Source organism: Streptomyces sp. NPDC056160 (genome assembly GCF_042268205.1).
In the GTDB taxonomy this organism is placed as follows: domain Bacteria; phylum Actinomycetota; class Actinomycetes; order Streptomycetales; family Streptomycetaceae; genus Streptomyces.
Genome location: NZ_JBHJUW010000002.1, coordinates 78,110 through 94,155, shown reverse-complemented (window position 1 = coordinate 94,155; position 16,046 = coordinate 78,110). Strand labels below are relative to the sequence as shown.

At 73.1% G+C, this 16,046-nt stretch carries 13 protein-coding genes and 1 pseudogene; 7 read left to right on the top strand and 7 right to left on the bottom strand.

All coding sequences use genetic code 11. From position 1 onward, the window contains the following. Positions 1-53: 53 nt before the first annotated feature. Complete coding sequence (locus ACFC02_RS01265; protein ID WP_376350475.1) at positions 54-992, bottom strand: DUF6397 family protein; 939 nt, start codon at positions 990-992, stop codon at positions 54-56. 123 nt (positions 993-1,115) lie between these two features. Further along, complete coding sequence (locus ACFC02_RS01260; RefSeq protein WP_376350472.1) at positions 1,116-1,529, bottom strand: roadblock/LC7 domain-containing protein; 414 nt, start codon at positions 1,527-1,529, stop codon at positions 1,116-1,118. 91 nt (positions 1,530-1,620) lie between these two features. Between ACFC02_RS01260 and ACFC02_RS01255 the strand changes: the two genes are divergently transcribed. Beyond that, complete coding sequence (locus tag ACFC02_RS01255; protein ID WP_376350469.1) at positions 1,621-2,049, top strand: PPOX class F420-dependent oxidoreductase; 429 nt, start codon at positions 1,621-1,623, stop codon at positions 2,047-2,049. A 107-nt stretch (positions 2,050-2,156) separates the two neighbouring features. On the opposite strand, the pseudogene ACFC02_RS01250 reads toward ACFC02_RS01255, so the two are convergent. Continuing rightward, positions 2,157-2,469: pseudogene (locus ACFC02_RS01250) on the bottom strand (ATP/GTP-binding protein); the annotation flags it as partial. Positions 2,470-2,753: 284 nt separating this feature from the next. Here ACFC02_RS01250 and ACFC02_RS01245 point away from each other — a divergent pair. Next, a complete protein-coding gene (locus ACFC02_RS01245; protein WP_376350466.1) occupies positions 2,754-3,353 on the top strand; it encodes a class I SAM-dependent methyltransferase in 600 nt (199 codons plus the stop codon). Positions 3,354-3,420: 67 nt separating this feature from the next. Here the strand turns inward: ACFC02_RS01245 and ACFC02_RS01240 are convergent, their stop codons facing one another. Further along, complete coding sequence (locus ACFC02_RS01240) at positions 3,421-4,290, bottom strand: oxygenase MpaB family protein (protein ID WP_376350614.1); 870 nt, start codon at positions 4,288-4,290, stop codon at positions 3,421-3,423. Between the two features lie 265 nt (positions 4,291-4,555). Between ACFC02_RS01240 and ACFC02_RS01235 the strand changes: the two genes are divergently transcribed. Continuing rightward, on the top strand, positions 4,556-5,530 hold the full coding sequence (locus ACFC02_RS01235; protein WP_376350464.1) for a hypothetical protein: 975 nt from the start codon (positions 4,556-4,558) through the stop codon (positions 5,528-5,530). 100 nt (positions 5,531-5,630) lie between these two features. Here ACFC02_RS01235 and ACFC02_RS01230 read toward each other — a convergent pair whose 3' ends face one another. Both ACFC02_RS01230 and ACFC02_RS01225 read right to left on the bottom strand, forming a co-directional pair. Then, the gene (locus ACFC02_RS01230) at positions 5,631-5,813 is read right to left on the bottom strand and encodes a hypothetical protein (protein WP_376350462.1); all 183 of its coding nucleotides are present in this window, start codon (positions 5,811-5,813) and stop codon (positions 5,631-5,633) included. A 281-nt stretch (positions 5,814-6,094) separates the two neighbouring features. Beyond that, positions 6,095-7,153 carry a fatty acid desaturase family protein gene (locus tag ACFC02_RS01225; protein WP_376350460.1) on the bottom strand — a complete coding sequence of 353 codons (1,059 nt, stop codon included), beginning with the start codon at positions 7,151-7,153 and terminating at the stop codon, positions 6,095-6,097. A gap of 265 nt (positions 7,154-7,418) precedes the next feature. Between ACFC02_RS01225 and ACFC02_RS01220 the strand changes: the two genes are divergently transcribed. From ACFC02_RS01220 to ACFC02_RS01210, 3 genes are all read left to right on the top strand, one after another. Beyond that, a complete protein-coding gene (locus ACFC02_RS01220; protein WP_376350457.1) occupies positions 7,419-10,289 on the top strand; it encodes an SNF2-related protein in 2,871 nt (956 codons plus the stop codon). Then, the gene (locus ACFC02_RS01215) at positions 10,286-11,671 is read left to right on the top strand and encodes an SWF or SNF family helicase (RefSeq protein WP_376350455.1); all 1,386 of its coding nucleotides are present in this window, start codon (positions 10,286-10,288) and stop codon (positions 11,669-11,671) included. Before ACFC02_RS01220 ends, ACFC02_RS01215 begins: the two co-directional genes overlap by 4 nt. Positions 11,672-11,823: 152 nt before the next feature. Further along, on the top strand, positions 11,824-13,194 hold the full coding sequence (locus ACFC02_RS01210; protein WP_376350453.1) for an esterase-like activity of phytase family protein: 1,371 nt from the start codon (positions 11,824-11,826) through the stop codon (positions 13,192-13,194). A gap of 58 nt (positions 13,195-13,252) precedes the next feature. Here ACFC02_RS01210 and xylA read toward each other — a convergent pair whose 3' ends face one another. Further along, complete coding sequence (gene xylA / locus ACFC02_RS01205) at positions 13,253-14,419, bottom strand: xylose isomerase (protein ID WP_376350451.1); 1,167 nt, start codon at positions 14,417-14,419, stop codon at positions 13,253-13,255. 181 nt (positions 14,420-14,600) lie between these two features. On the opposite strand from xylA, the gene xylB reads away from it, so the two are divergent. Further along, positions 14,601-16,046: a xylulokinase gene (gene xylB / locus ACFC02_RS01200; RefSeq protein ID WP_376350448.1), complete on the top strand. Its 1,446-nt coding sequence runs from the start codon at positions 14,601-14,603 to the stop codon at positions 16,044-16,046.

Sequence of the window (16,046 nt, the reverse complement as noted above, 5' to 3'; positions counted from 1 at the left end):
TGGTGGGCCGCTCCGGTTCCCGGACGCCGGGCGGGACGCTCGATCCCTCCGGCTCAGGCTCCTGTGCGGAAGATCCGCCCGAACAGCCCCCGCGGCGGCTGTCCTGCGGTGCCCCTCTGCCGCCGCTCCGCTACAGGCGGTCCGTCCTGCCTCGCTCCCTCCTCGGTGCAGCGGGGCACCGGGCGAGGGGCGGGGCGGTGGTCGCGTGCCTCCGACACCGCCCGTACCAGATCGGCGCGGAGCCAGGCGATCTCGTCGGGGTCCTCCGCCATGGTGATCCGCTCGGTGAGGTGGGCGGTGGGCGAACCGGGCGCACCGTGCGCGGGTGGCCTGGGCCGGTAGCGGTTCAGATGGGCCCGTTCATAGGGGTCGGGGACGATCTCGGAGACCAGGAGCGGGTCGAGGAGCGAGGCGAGGGCGGCCGCCCCCTCCCAGGGGTCGCCGGACTGGCGCAGCAGGCAGCCGAGGTACCGACCACGCCAGTTGCGTGGGCGCAGGTCCAGGCCTGCGTCCAACTGGTCGCGCAGGGTCTCCGGCAGCGGCCGGTTCAGCAGCGAGACGTTGTTCGTTTCGGCCGCGAACTCCCCCAGTTCGTCGGCCAGGTACAGCCAGACGACGGCCCGGTACCGGTTGACGTAAAAATCGACCGGCACCACGAGGCCCAGGCGGGCCAGGCGGGTGAACCGGACCCTGGTGACGCCCAGGAGCTCCGTGGCCTGTCCGGTGCCCACGGCCTCCACCCGTCGGCGCAGCCCGTCGGGAAAGTCCTCCTTGGCGCGGAGCCGCTCGACCTCCGCCCGGGCCACCCGGCGGCCGCCTCCTCCTTCGTCAGGGAGGGTCCGGATGTGGCCGAGGCGCACCGCCAGCTCGAACTGGCTGCGCTTGAAGCCCAGTTCCCGGGCCGCCCGGCTCGGGCTGAAGGACGTGTCGCGCTTTGTGACGGCCGCTTCGGCGGTGGATGTGGACGTGGGTGTGAGGGTGTAGCCGGACATGTTCGTCCCCCGTGGAGTGAGTTGCTCGCGCCTGTCGCGTTCGCATGCGAAAAACCGTAGCCGTTGCCGGGAATCTCGGCGCGGGCCTGTGGATAACTCCAGGGAAGACAGCGAAAGCGCTGGTCAGAGGTCTGTTGCAGAACCGCGCTCAGGTCGCCGGGTGGCCACGTCGAGGTGCTCGCCGACACGGTTCACCAGCAGGGTCATCTCGTAGGCGATCAGGCCGATGTCGGCCTCCGCGCCGCTGAGGACGCACAGGCAGCTGCCGGTTCCGGCCGCGGTGACGAACAGCACGGCGTCGTCGAACTCGACCATCGTCTGGCGCACCGAGCCCGCACCGAAGTGCCGCCCGGAGCCCTTGGCCAGGCTGTGCAGTCCGGACGAGACGGCGGCCAGGTGCTCCGCGTCCTCTCGCCTCAGGCCCGTGCTGGCTCCCGTGACCAACCCGTCGGTGGACAGGACGAGGGCGTGCCGGACGTCCTCCACCCGTTCGGTCAGGTCGTCCAGCAGCCAGCCGAGTGTGCGGTGCTGTTCCATGACGCTGTCGCCCCCTGCGTGTCTCCTCCCGGCCGGAGGATCTCCCGCCAGCCTTCACCACTGTCCCTGCCCCGGCAAGCAGGATGGGGGCATGGCACAGAAGATGACCGACGAGGAATGGCGGGCGTTCGTCTCGGGCGGCACCCGCACCGGCAAGCTGTCGACCGTACGGGCCGACGGGAGCCCGCACGTGGCACCGATCTGGTTCCTGCTCGACGGGGGCGATGTGGTCTTCAACACCGGGAAGGAGACCGTCAAGGGGCGCAATCTGGCGCGTGACGGCCGGTTCGCGCTGTGCGTGGACGACGACCGGCCGCCGTTCACCTTCGTGGTGGTGCAGGGTCGCGCGCACGTGTCCGAGGACCTGGGCGAGGTCCGGCACTGGGCCGCCCGGATCGGTGCCCGGTACATGGGCGAGGAGCGCGCCGAGGAGTTCGGTGCGCGCAACGGCGTCCCGGGGGAACTCCTGGTCCGGGCGACGATCGAGAAGGTCGTGGCGGTGCGGGACCTCGCGGACTGATCCGGCCGGCTTCCCGGCGCCGGACGCGTGGTTCGTCCGCTTGCCGTTCAGCCCACGGAGCCGAGCAGCCGGGCGGTGCGCACCGCCCGGCGTACTCGACGAACCGCCTCGAGCCTGCACGGGTCCACGAGGGCCACGGCGCCGAGCGCCTCCTTTGGCAGTTCGTCCCACAGGAACCAGGAGCGGTCCTGACCGGGTGCCGAACAAGGAGAGGCAGAGTCCGGAGCGGATGGTGATGCGCCCGAAGTCCATGGCGCCGGTCGTGGTCACCTTCTGGTCAGCCCCGTGGGTGTCGTCCACCGGCCGGCCCGCCTGGCTCAGCGGTTCCTCGGTGTGCAGCGGCCGGATCTCGCTGACCGCGCCCACCAGCGTGGTGTTGCCCACGCCGAACCCGCCGGCGACCAGTGTCTTCAGCGACAAGGGTCGGTGCCTTCGACCTGATCTCGCTCGTCACCCCCGTCCCGGGCGCCTCCGGGACGGGCGGGCAGCCGCAGCCGGCCCCGAACACCGTGTCTGATCGACCTGGGCCGCGCGGAGACGCAGTCGGTGGCCGAACTCGCCGCCCGCTCCGACGACGGACGCCCCCGGAAACCACCGAACCTCCACGCGCGCGTAGTCATCACCGGCGTACAGCTGAACGATCGCCTCGCGTTCGAACGTGCGCGCAGTGACGTCGTCCGATGCGGTGAGGAATCATGCGGAGCATGAGCGACGACCACACACACGTCCAGGAGTTCTTCACCGCCCGCGCCGCGGACTGGGACCGCAGGTTCCCCGACGACGGCCCCGCCTACGCCGCCGCGGTCGCCGAGCTGGAGCTCGACGAGGGCGACCGCGTGCTCGACGCGGGGTGCGGGACCGGGCGCGCCCTGCCGTCTCTGCGCGCCGCCGTGGGCGCGTCGGGCGTGGTCGTGGGTGCCGATCTGACCCCGGCCATGCTTCAGGCCGCCGTGCGGGCCGGCCGGGACCGGGACGGGCGGCTGCTGCTCGCCGACGTCGCCGCGCTGCCGTTCAGGCCGGAGTCGTTCGACGCCGTCTTCGCTGCGGGTCTGGTCGCCCATCTGCCACACCCTGGGGACGATCTGCGGGAATTGCGGCGGGTGGTGCGGCCGGGCGGCACCCTGGCGCTGTTCCACCCGATCGGCCGGGCGGCGCTCGCGGCACGTCAGGGTCGCCGGCTCACACCGGACGACCTGCGCGCGGAACCCAACCTCCGCCCCCTGCTGGCCCGTTCGGGGTGGCACATGACGGCGTACACCGACGAGGACGTCCGCTTCCTGGCACTGGCTGTGCGCCAGGACTGACGCCGGTCCAAGTGCCTGGCACCGACCGGTACCTCTGGAGCCGGTCCGGTCGCGCGCCACGGTCGGCTCACTCGACGAGGCGGCCCGCCGAGTCACTGATGTGCCGCACGGGGCATCCCCGGACGCCTGGCACCGGGTGGGTGCCCAGGTCTGCCACCCGGTAGCCGTCCGGGTAGCTCTTGATCTCCCAGTTCTGGCGCGCGAAATGCGGCGCCCGACGTGGTGGCAGCAGCCTGACGACGCGGCCGCGGGCCCGCACCGCGCGCCGCACGAGCGTGCGTGTCAGCGCGGACGGGGGGTCGTACCGGAAGGCCCGGAGCAGCGGTTCGTCGAGCAGGGCGAGGGTGGCGCCGCGCAGGACGGGGGCGAGGGGGCGCGGGTACCAGGAGGTCATCAGGTCGAGTGTGGAGTCGGAGACCGTGCGGGCCCGCTCGTCCCAGTGGAAGTTGGCCTTCTCGTAGCCGTCGAGATGCGCCTCGAAGTCCTCGTACGACTCGGGGATGTCCTTGATGCCCATGTGCCGTCCGAGCGTGCGGTAGTGGACGGCTGCGGCCACGGTCTCGTGCCGGGAGAGTCTGCGCCAGGCGTACGCGTCGATCCACCGCTTGGGCATCACGACGAACGTGCAGAGCACGTAACGCATGTCGTCGTTGCTGATGTCGTAGCTTCGGTGCATCTGGTTGATGCGCCGGATCGCGGTGCGGCCCCGTTCACTCGCGAAACCGTGCTCGACGACGGTGTCCAGGAGCAGGGACGTGTCGTCGTAGCGCTTCTGCGCGCGGTCGGTCAGCTCGGCCGTCTCCGCCAGCAGTCTGCCGATGCTCGGGACGGCGTACGTGCGGTAGAGGGCCAGTTCCAGGGCGCGGGTGAAGTCCCAGGGGAACTCGTAGGCCGCGGTGATCCGGTGGATCTCCGTCGCCTCGGCCACCGGATCCATCCGGCGGATCTGCTCCAGCCGCTCGAACCGCTTCGTCACGCCACACCCCTTCTTCCCGTTCGCATTCCAACTCTACTGTGCGTAGCGGCACATGAGCCATGCGTGCTGAAGCGGCGCGCGAAACCGGGGTCCGGGCAGGCGCCGTGCGGCCGTTTGCCCCCTCCGGGGAGGAAAACTGCAGGTCCGGGACGTAACGCGCGTCGTGACAACCGCCTCTCCCGCACACTAGGGTGCGCGCCGTTGGACGAACCGATGGGAGGCTGGGATGGCCGGGACGGACGAGGAAGCCGTCACCGCCGCGGATGACGCGCTCTACGTGCTCACGGCGGTGCTGCTGACACCGGCGCAGTTCCCGAGCGTGCTCGGCGACGACTATCCCGAGGCCTGTGCGGCGCTCGGCCTGGCCCCGTCGGCGGACGGGTACGGACTCGTGCTCGGCCAGGACGGCACCGGGGCACGGTGGACGGTCGTCGTCGACGACGTGTCCCTGGTGGCCGTGGCCATCGCTTCCTGGGACTGCGGCATGGAGTACGACCTGTCGCCCGACGAGCGCACGGTCATCGCCGCGCTGCCGGGCTGGCCGCTGGCCGTGGCCGTGGCGGCGCCCGGTGTGCCAGCGCCCCACGATCCCGCTCCGGACACCGGCGACGGCCCCCTGCTGGCACCGCCGGACACCAGTGCGTGGGGGCCGGCACAGCGGCGCCTGGGCGCCGACGAGATCGCGCTGCGCTGGTCGGTGTGGCGGGAGCAGATCGACGACGCCTTCTCCACCCCGCGCGAGCGGGGCGGCGACGCACCCGGCACGAGGGGCCCGCGTGCCGGGACAGAGCCGCAAGGAGAGGCCCGCGCGGTCCCGGGACGAGCAACAGGCGCGGGCCGGGAAGAAGAGCGGGAGCAAGGGAGCGGCGGGACGGAGGGAATCGCCACGGGCGACGACACGCCGGGCGGCCCCGGAAACCGGGCCCTCCTGGGCCACCGGGGCGTCCGGCGTGTCCTGGCGGAGGCGCGTGCGTACGTGGACTCGCCGCCGCCCCTGGGCCGTGTCCGGTCCTCCTTCGCCCCGGGCGAGGCGCGGACCCTGCGCGCCGACGGACCGGGATGGTCGATGGTGGCCCGGACCGACGACATCGCCTTCGTCCTCCTCGACGAGGAGCCCGGTGAGGTCCATCCGGTCGGCCGGGGCCCGGAGCTGCCCGGTCTGCTGCAGGCCCTCGACGAGCTGGCGGTACGTCCCAGCTGATCAGTCGGACAGCTGGACCGGATCGCCCCGAGGGGTCCCGGACGGGAGACGGCCCGGGCAGGCTCGCCCAGGTGGGCGAGGCTTCCCGGGCAGCCGTGTCTCAGCGGCGGAGTTCCTTGCGGGTGACGCGGCGCAGTCTGCGGCGCTGGGAGGGGTCCAGCGCGAGGTAGGCGGCCGCCGGGACGCCCAGGACTATCAGGAGCGCGGCCCACCAGGGCAGCCAGATCCACAGGATCAGTCCGACCGCCACTCCGCCCACGGCGATCTTCGCGTTCTTCGACATCTGTCGCCTCCTTCGCGGCCACTGCCGCTCTCTGTCGTGGAAACGGCCCCGCGGCTCAGGCGGTTCCTGGCCGCACCCCCAAGACGCCCCCGAGATGTCCCTGAGCCATCCCTGAGCCGCGCCCCCTACGGGTCGTCGCCCGCAAACGGGCCGCTCGAACACGGATCACCGGACACGATCCGCCCGGACGGGGCCCGCCCGGACGGAGCCCGTCCAGACGCGGTCCGTCCAGACGCGGTCCGCCTTCGTACGCGCTCCGCCCGGTCGGCCCCCCGCCCCGGCTACTCCGCCCTGAGCGGCTCCCCCACCTCGTACAGGTGCCGCAGGGCCTGCCGGTAGGAGTCGACGAGGCCGGTCTCCGCATAGGGGATGCCCAGTTCGCGGCAGTGTGCACGCACCAGCGGCTGGGCCAGCCGCAGGTGCGGGCGCGGCATGCTGGGAAACAGGTGGTGCTCGATCTGGTAGTTGAGTCCGCCGAGGAACCAGTCGGTCAGGACGCCACCGCGGATGTTGCGGGAGGTGAGCACCTGGCGGCGCAGGTGGCCCCAGCGGTCTCCGTCCGGGTCCGGCATCTCCATGCCCTTGTGGTTCGGTGCGAAGGCGAGTCCCAGGTGGAGTCCGAACAACGCCTGGTGCAGCGCGGCGAACGCCAGGGCCTTGCCGGGAGACAGGACAGCGAGCAGCAACGCCGTGTACGCCACCACGTGGGCCACGAGGAGCGCGCCCTCCAGAGCGCGCTCCCGGGGGGACTGCCGACGCAGGTCCTTGAAGCCGTGCACCTTGAGGGCGATGCCCTCCAGGAGGGTGAGCGGGAAGAACAGCCAGGCCTGGTTGCGGGTGAGCCAGCGCCGGAAGCCCTGCCGGACGCCGGCCTGCTCCCCCGTGAAGACCAGCACATCGGCGGCGACGTCCGGGTCCTTGTCCCGGTGGTTGGGGTTGGCGTGGTGCCGGTTGTGCTTGGCGTTCCACCAGGAGAAGCTCAGCCCGAGCAGCAGGTTGCCGTGCACCAGGCCGATGACCCGGCTGACCGCCTTGTCGCCGGTGATCTGCGCGTGGCCCGCGTCGTGCCCGATGAACGCGGTGCGGGCGAAGAGCACGGCGAAGGGCACCGCCAGGAGCAGCGCCCACCAGGAGTCGCCGATCAGGAAGAGTCCGGCGACGACCGCGGCCAGGGCGAGGGCGTTGCCGGTGATGACGCGCGCGTACCAGGCGTGGCGTCGTTCCAGCAGTTCCTGGCCCTTGGCGGTGCGCAGCAGGGGCGCGAATTCACTGCTGCCGGCGGACGACCCGACGACCCTCTCGTCGGTACCGTCCGCGACGATTGCGGCGGGTTGGGGCATGGCGGGGTCTCCGGTCTCTCGGCAACGTCCTGACCTGAGGAAACGTACGAACCGAAGCACTGTGCCGACCATGGCGGCAGCACCCGGGCCGGGAGGGGGGTGGCCTCCCCGCGGGTGGGGGGTGCACCCCCGGACGGGCCCGGGGGCTGGCGACACTCCGGTCGGCGGTGCCGCACGTCACAGCCGCGTGGTTGCGGAGCGGACGTCGGCGTGCTGTACCCTCGGCGACCCACTCAGTAGTCAAATTTGAGGAACCAGCATCACCGTGCAGAGGACCTCCCTGACCACCCCGCCCGACCTCACCGAACTCGCCCACTGCTGTGCCGTGTTCCTGCCCGCCGACCCCGCGCGTACGGGCCGGGTCGCCTTCTGGCGGCCCGACGGCCACGCCCCTTCGGCCGTCGCGCACTCGCCCGTGACGGACCTGACGGTCGTCCTTCCCGGCGGGGACGGAGTCACGCGGATGACCGTCCCCGCCGTCACTCTCCCGCTGCGCGCGGCACTGCCCGTCCTCATGCGCGCGCGGGCCGACGGACAAGGGCACCGCGCCACGGTCTTCTGGGGCGCGGCAGCCGTGCTGGGCCTGCACCTCACGGCGCGCGGCCTGCTGCTGCCCGGCCTCTCGGCGGGCGACCACGACGCGTGGCGCGCGGCTCCCCTGCACGGCGCCGACGCGGAGCAGGTGGGCGCGCTGGCCGCCGCGATGCCGCCCGAGGCGCATGCCGTGCCGCTCGACGCCACCGGGCGGCTGCGGCTGCCCGACCCCGAACGCCTGCTGCGTGCCTTCCTGGACGCGGTGGCCGACACGCTGCCCCGCTCACCGGCCGCGTCCCTCGTCACCGGCGGTCCCGCCTACGCGGCACCGCAACGGCAGCACGTGCCGGAACACCGGGCGTGGGCCGCCGAGGTCGCCGCGGGACACGACGCGGGGGTGCGGATCTCGGTGCGCGTCGAGGTGCCGGGACTGGGCTCCGCAGAGTCCGGCGGGCCGGACCCGCGGTTCCGTGCGGTGCTGCAGGTGCACAGCGTGAGCGGTCCCGCGCGGGTCGCCGACGCCGTGGACGTCTGGGACGGTTCCGGATCCGATGCCGCGGCCGGGCCCTTCGGTGCCCGGGCCCGGACGGACGTCCTGCTCGCGCTGCGCCGCGCGGCCCATGCGTGGCCGCCGCTGTCCCCGCTGCTGTCGGCGACCGTGCCGGACGCCGTCGAACTCGCCGACGAGGAGATCGCCGAACTGCTCGGAGAGGGCGTGAGGGCGCTCGCCGCGACCGGGGTCGAGGTGCACTGGCCGGCGGAGACGACCCGGGGGCTGACGGCCGGGGCGACCGTCGGGCCGCCCGACGGCGCGGACGACGCCCGGGGCCGTCCGCCGGGGCCTGGGAGCGTGCTGTCCGCCGACGCCCCGGTCGCCTTCGACTGGTGGTTCGCGCTGGGCGGTCAGCGGCTCACCCGCGCGGAACTGGACCACCTGGCGGAGGCGAACCGGCCGCTCGTACGGCTGCGCGACCGGTGGGTGCTGGTCGACCCCGGCGAGGTGCGCCGGGCCCGGGCCCGGCAGGACCGGAAGATCACCTCCGTGGAGGCGCTGGGCGCCGCTCTGACGGGCTCCGCCGACGTCGACGGCCTCCGTGTCGAGGTCCGGCCGACCGGATGGCTGGCGGCCCTGCGGGACCGCCTCACGGGCCCGCACGCGCAGGAGCCCGTCGCGCAGCCGGCCGCGCTCGCCGCACGGCTGCGCGACTACCAGCTGCGCGGCCTGGGCTGGCTGTCGCGGATGACGTCGTCGGGCCTCGGCTGCTGCCTGGCCGACGACATGGGGCTCGGCAAGACGATCACACTGATCGCGCTCCACCTGCACCGGCAGCAGGACCCGGTGACGAGCGGTCCCTCCCTGGTTGTCTGCCCGACATCCCTGATGGGCAACTGGCAGCGCGAGATCGAGAGGTTCGCTCCCGGTACGCCCGTGCGCCGCTTCCACGGGGCGCGGCGCGATCTCGCGGACCTCGCGGACGGTGAGTTCGTCCTGACCACGTACGGCACGATGCGTACGGACGCGCCGCGCCTGGCCGAGGTGGCCTGGGGCATGGTCGTGGCGGACGAGGCGCAACACGTGAAGAACCCGTACTCGGCCACGGCCCGGCAGTTGCGCACCATCGGGGCACGCGCGCGCGTGGCACTCACCGGCACGCCCGTCGAGAACAACCTGTCCGAGCTGTGGGCGATCCTCGACTGGGCGACTCCGGGCCTGCTGGGCAGGCTGGGCACCTTCCGCTCGCGCTACGCACAGGCCGTCGAGAGCGGACGGGACCCGGCCGCCGCCGAGCGCCTCGCCCGGCTCGTCGGACCGTTCCTGCTGCGCCGCCGCAAGTCGGACCCGGGCATCGCGCCCGAACTGCCACCGAAGACGGAGACCGATCACGCCGTCACGCTCACCGGGGAACAGGCCGGGCTCTACGAGGCCCTGGTGCGCGAGACGCTGGCCGAGATCTCCTGCGCGGACGGCATGGCGCGGCGCGGTCTGGTCGTGAAGCTGCTGACCGGTCTGAAGCAGATCTGCAACCACCCGGCGCACTTCCTCAAGGAGGACCGGCCGGTGATCACCGGACGCTCGGGGAAACTGGAGTTGCTGGACGAACTGCTCGACACCGTCCTCTCCGAGGACGCGAGCGTGCTGGTCTTCACGCAGTACGTGCGGATGGGACGGCTGATCGAACGGCACCTGGCGGCGCGCGGCACGCGGTCGCTGTTCCTGCACGGAGGCACACCCGTCACGGAGCGGGAGGCCTCGGTCCGCCGCTTCCAGGACGGCGAGGTCCCGGTGTTCCTGCTGTCCCTGAAGGCCGCGGGCACGGGGCTCAACCTCACGCGCGCGGAACACGTCGTGCACTACGACCGCTGGTGGAACCCGGCGGTCGAGGCCCAGGCCACCGACCGGGCGTACCGCATCGGCCAGCAACGGCCCGTGCAGGTGCACCGGCTGATCGCTGAGGGGACGATCGAGGATCGTATCGCCGACCTGCTGCACCGCAAGCGTGACCTGGCCGAGGCGGTCCTCGGATCGGGTGAGTCCGCGCTCACGGAACTGACCGACGCCGAACTGGCCGCGCTGGTGGAGCTGCGAGGAGGACCCCGATGAACGACCACGGCACCGAGACGGAGCGGACCTTTGCCGCGCTGTCGCCCGCGCGCGGGCGCGCTTTCGCGCAGACGTGGTGGGGACACGCCTGGCTGAAGGCGCTGGAGGACACGGCGCTGGACGGTCAGCAGGTACGGACGGGACGGCGGCTCGCCCGATCGGGAGCGGTGGGCGCCGTGACGGTGCGCCCGGGCCGCATCACCGCGGTCGTGTACGACCAGGACCGTACGGCACACCGTGCGGACGTCCTGCTGGAGCAGTTGCCCGAGGACCGGTGGGCCCGGTTCCTCGACCTGGCCGTGGAACGGTCCGGGTATCTCGCGGCCCTGCTGGACCGCGACCTGCCGCCCCATCTCGTCGAGGACGCGTCGGCCGCCGGCATCGAACTGCTTCCCGGGATCGGCGACCTGGAGCCGCGCTGCGACTGCGACGCCTGGGACCACTGCGGGCACACGAGCGCGCTGTGCCATCTCGCGGCGCGGTTGCTCGACCAGGATCCCTTCGTGCTGCTGCTGATGCGCGGGCGTGACGTGCGGACCCTGTTCGGCGAGCTTCGCGCGCGGGATGCCGCGCGGAGCGACGCACCGAGCGCGCAGGAGGGCGTGGACGCGGCGGCGGCCTATGCGGCGGGGCGCGCCCTGCCACCGTTGCCGCCCGTGCCCCTTGCGCCCGCCGAGCCGGGCCTGCCGCCGTCGCTGGGCACCGAGACCGCCCCGGCACCCGGGCTCGATCCGGCCGCCCTGGAGTTCCTGGCCGCGCAGACCGCCGCCACGGCCTGCAGGTGGCTCGACGGGGCGCGGGAGGACACGCCCGGGAGCCACCCGGCGGACGAGGACGGCCTCACCGTCGCGCAGGATGCCGTCCGCCTTGCCGCGGGCCTCTTCGAGAGCGAGGGCGGTGCCGCCCCCGCGGGCCGTGCGGACGACGTCCTGCTGGACCGGCTGGCCATCGGCTCAGGACGTGACAGGGCACAGCTCTCGCGGGCCGTGCGCGCCTGGCGGGCGGGCGGCGCCGCCGGGTTGTCCGTACTGGAGGAGGGGTGGACCCCCGACGGCGAGGCCCGGGTGCGCGCGCGTGCCGCACTGGCGTCGGCCTGGGAGGAGGGGGACCGCCCCTCGCTGCGGGCCACGGGCAACCGTTGGACCCTCGTCGGCGCGGCCCACCAGATCCGGTTGGGGCAGGACGGCCGTTGGTGGCCTTTTCGCAAGGAGAACGGCCACTGGGAGCCGATGGGCGCCGCGGCCCACGACCCGGCGACCGCCCTCGCCACGGCACAAGGCACCCCTGTGGAAGACGCGACGGAGGAGGACGCCACGAGGGAGGACGCCACCCAGGGAACCCGTCGGCCCCGGGCCACGGGCCCTGACCACACGAAGAGCTGAGGCAGCGCCGGCTCACCTCCACGACAGCGCGCCCCCGTCGGCCCGAGGCCGACAGCCCGTGGACGCCCGTCGTTCACCCGCCCGTCGGCCGCCGTAGCGCGCGGGCCCCAACCCTGACGGCTGTCAGCACAGTTGTGTTCTCAGGAGGCCCGATGTCCTCGCACGCCCCCGGTCGGCGCCGCGTCCGCCGTTCTCTCGCGACGGGGCTCCCGCTCGCCCTGCTCGCCTCGGTCGTCGCGGCCGGCGCGGCGGCGGCCGCCCCCGCCGGTGAGGCCCGCACCGGGAAGGCCCGCACGGGCGACGCCCGCGTCATCCGCACGGCGACGCTCCCCGACATACCGCTCGGCGCGTTCAGCAACCGGCTGCTGCCGGGCACCGTGGACGACGACCGGGGTGTGGACCTGGGTGGTATCGGCAGCGACATCTACCCGGCGGGCCGCAAGGGCGAGTTCTGGACGGTCACCGACCGCGGGCCCAACGGGCAGATCAAGGTGGCCGGCAAGAAGCGCCGCACGTTCCCGGTGCCAGGCTTCGACCCGGCGATCGTGAAGATCCGCGTGGCGGGCGACCAGGTACGGGTACTGGACGCGATCCCCCTGACGACGTCCTCCGGCAGGCCCGTCACCGGTCTGCCCGACCAGGCGGGGCGGGACGAGGCGCCGTACACCTACGACGCCCGGACACCCCTGTCGTACGACCCGAACGGCCTCGACACGGAGGGCATCGTCCGGGCGGCGGACGGCTCCTTCTGGCTCGTCGACGAGTACGGCCCCTCACTGGTCCACGTCTCCGCGCGCGGGAAGGTGCTCACGCGGTACGTGCCCAAGGGGCTGCGACTCACCGGCGCGGACTACCCGGTGGTCGAGGCGCTGCCCTCCGTCCTGCTGCACCGGAAGGTCAACCGCGGTTTCGAGGGACTGGCGCAACTGCCGGACGGTGACCTGGTGATGGCTCTGCAGAGCCCGCTGCCGCTGCCCGACGCGGACGCGGGGGACGCCTCGCGCACGACCCGGCTGCTGCGCTTCTCACCCCGCCGGCAGGCGGTCACCGCCGAGTACACGTACCGCTTCGACCCGGTGGACGTGGTCGATCCCGGCGAGGACGACACATCGGAGTTGAAGATCTCCTCGGTGGTCGCCGTGGGCCGGGACCGGCTGCTGGTGGAGGAGCGCACCGACAGGGCGGCGCGGCTGCACCTGGTGCGGCTGGAGCGCCGGGCGGACATCCTCGGGGGGCGCTGGGACGACGACACCGCCTCGCCGTCGCTGGAGCAGCTCGACGACCCGGCGGCGGCCGGCGTGCCGGTGCTCGGCAAACGGCTGGTCGTCGATCTGGGCAGAGTCGCGGGGGTGCCGGGGAAGGTCGAGGGTGTCGCGCGCGTGGACGAGCGGACGCTCGCCCTCGTCAACGACAACGACTTCGGGATGACGGACGGCGCGGACGCGTTCGACGCGCGGGGCCGGCTGGTGGACAGCGGTGTCGAGACGACCGTGACCTACGTGCGGCTGCCGCACGGCATCTGATGTCCCGTCGTCGTGTGGGCGGTACGCGCGCGCGTACCGCCCACACCACGTCCTGGGCTCAGCCCCGGGCGCCGAGCAGGTGGTCCATGGCGAGCTGGTCGAGGTGTTCGAAGGCCATCCCGCGCGCGGCGGCGGCATCGGTGTCGAAGTCCTCGTAGGCGGAACGGTCGGCCAGGAGTGCCTGCACGCCGTCGGCGGCGGTGGGCTGGGCGAGCTGGTCGAGGCGGGCGGCGCGCAGGGCCTCCTGGACCTCGGGGTCGGCTCGGAAGGCGGCGGCGCGCTCCTTGAGGATGAGGTAGTTGCGCATGCAGCCGGCCGCGGAGGCCCACACGCCGGCGAAGTCCTCGGTGCGCGGGGGCTTGAAGTCGAAGTGGCGCGGGCCGTCGTAACCGGCACTCTCCAGCAGGTCGACCAGCCAGAACGCGGCGCGCAGGTCCCCGGCGCCGAAGCGCAGGTCCTGGTCGTACTTGATGCCGGACTGGCCGTTGAGGTCGATGTGGAAGAGCTTGCCCGCCCACAGGGCCTGGGCGATGCCGTGCGGGAAGTTCAGGCCGGCCATCTGCTCGTGGCCCACCTCGGGGTTGACGCCGTACAGCTCGGGGCGTTCCAGGCGTTCGATGAAGGCCAGGGCGTGGCCGACGGTGGGCAGCAGGATGTCGCCGCGCGGCTCGTTGGGCTTGGGCTCGATCGCGAAGCGCAGGTCGTAGCCCTGGGAGGTGACGTACTCGCCGAGCAGGTCGAAGGCCTCCTTCATCCGGTCCAGCGCCGCGCGCACGTCCTTGGCCGCGCCGGACTCGGAGCCCTCCCGGCCGCCCCAGGCCACGTACGTCTTCGCGCCCAGCTCCGCCGCCAGGTCGATGTTGCGGATCGTCTTGCGCAGCGCGTAGCGGCGCACGTCGCGGTCGTTGGCGGTGAAGGCGCCGTCCTTGAAGACGGGGTGCGTGAAGAGGTTGGTGGTGGCCATCGGGACCGTCATGCCGGTCGCTTCCAGCGCCTGCCGGAATCGCTTGACGTGGGCCTCGCGCTCGGTGTCCGAGGACCCGAAGGGAATCAGGTCGTCGTCGTGGAAGGTCACTCCGTACGCGCCCAGCTCGGACAGGCGCTGCACCGACTCGACCGGGTCCAGGGCGGGGCGCGTGGCGTCGCCGAAGGGGTCCCGTCCCTGCCAGCCGACGGTCCACAACCCGAACGTGAACCGGTCCTCGGGGGTGGGCTGGTAGTTCATGCCGCGGCTCCTTGCTCGCTTGCGACTATTTCGTCATGGCGATTTACAAATTAGTATGCCGACGCGTCCCTGGGAAGGGACAACGGGGCGCCCACCGGTCCCGAACGCGGGACGCGGGCCCCACCGTGCCAGGATTTCCGCAGGTCACAGCCGCTCGAGCCGCGAAAAAAGAGGAGAGCCGATGTCAGCAGCCGAGGGTCCGCTCGTCGTCGGTGTGGACTCGTCCACCCAGTCCACCAAGGTGCTCGTCGTCGACGCGGCCACCGGTCAGGTCGTGGCGAGCGGTCAGGCACCGCACACGGTCTCCGCCGGTGCCGGCCGCGAGAGCGATCCACGCCAGTGGTGGGAGGCCCTGTGCACGGCGCTGCACCAGTGCGGGGACGCGGCGCACGAGGCCGCCGCCGTGTCGATCGGCGGGCAGCAGCACGGGCTGGTCACCCTGGACGCGCACGGGGACCCCGTGCGGCCGGCGCTGCTGTGGAACGACGTGCGCTCGGCCCCGCAGGCCCGCCGTCTCGTGGCCGAACTGGGCGGCCCGAAGGCCTGGGCGGACCGTACGGGCAGTGTGCCGGGCGCCTCGTTCACGGTCACCAAATGGGCCTGGCTCGCCGAGCACGAGCCCGAGGCGGCACGATCGGTGGCCGCCGTGCGCCTGCCGCACGACTACCTGACCGAGCGGCTGACCGGCCAGGGCACCACCGACCGCGGTGACGCCTCGGGGACGGGCTGGTGGGCGTCCGCCACCGAGGCGTACGACGAGGAGATCCTGGCCGGGATCGGTCTCGACCCCGCCCTGCTGCCCCGGGTCGTACGGCCGGGAGAGGTGGCGGGAACGGTGCGCGACATCCATGACCTGCCCTTCTCCAAGGGCACCCTGGTGGCTCCCGGTACCGGCGACAACGCCGCCGCGGCGCTCGGCCTCGGGCTGCGCCCTGGCACCCCGGTCCTCAGTCTGGGCACGTCGGGCACGGTGTACGCGGTCTCCGAGCACCGTCCGGCCGATCCGACCGGCACCGTGTCGGGGTTCGCCGACGCACGCGGGGACTGGCTGCCGCTCGCCTGCACCCTGAACTGCACGCTCGCCGTCGACCGGATGGCCACGCTGCTCGGCCTCGACCGGGAGGCCGTCGAACCCGGCACCGAAGTCACCCTGCTCCCCTACCTGGACGGCGAACGCACCCCCGACCTGCCGAACGCCACCGGCCTGCTGCACGGGCTGCGCCACGACACGACCGCCGGGCAGCTCCTGCAGGCGGCCTACGACGGGGCCGTCCACTCCCTGCTCGGCGCGCTGGACCTGGTCCTCGACCAGGACGCCGACCGCACCACCCCCCTGGTGCTGATCGGCGGCGGCGCCCGCGGCACGGCATGGCAGCAGACCGTACGCCGGCTGTCGGGCCGGCCGGTGCGGATCCCAGAGGCCGGGGAACTGGTCGCGCTGGGTGCCGCGGCCCAGGCGGCGGGACTGCTGACCGGCGAGGACCCGGCCGCCGTCGCCCGCCGCTGGAAGACGGCCGACGGCCCGGTGCTCGACCCCGTGGAGCGGGACGAGGCGACGCTGGAGAGGATCTCCGGGGTACTCTCCGACGCGGCGCCGCTGCTGGAGCGGGGGACGCGGGAGCACTGA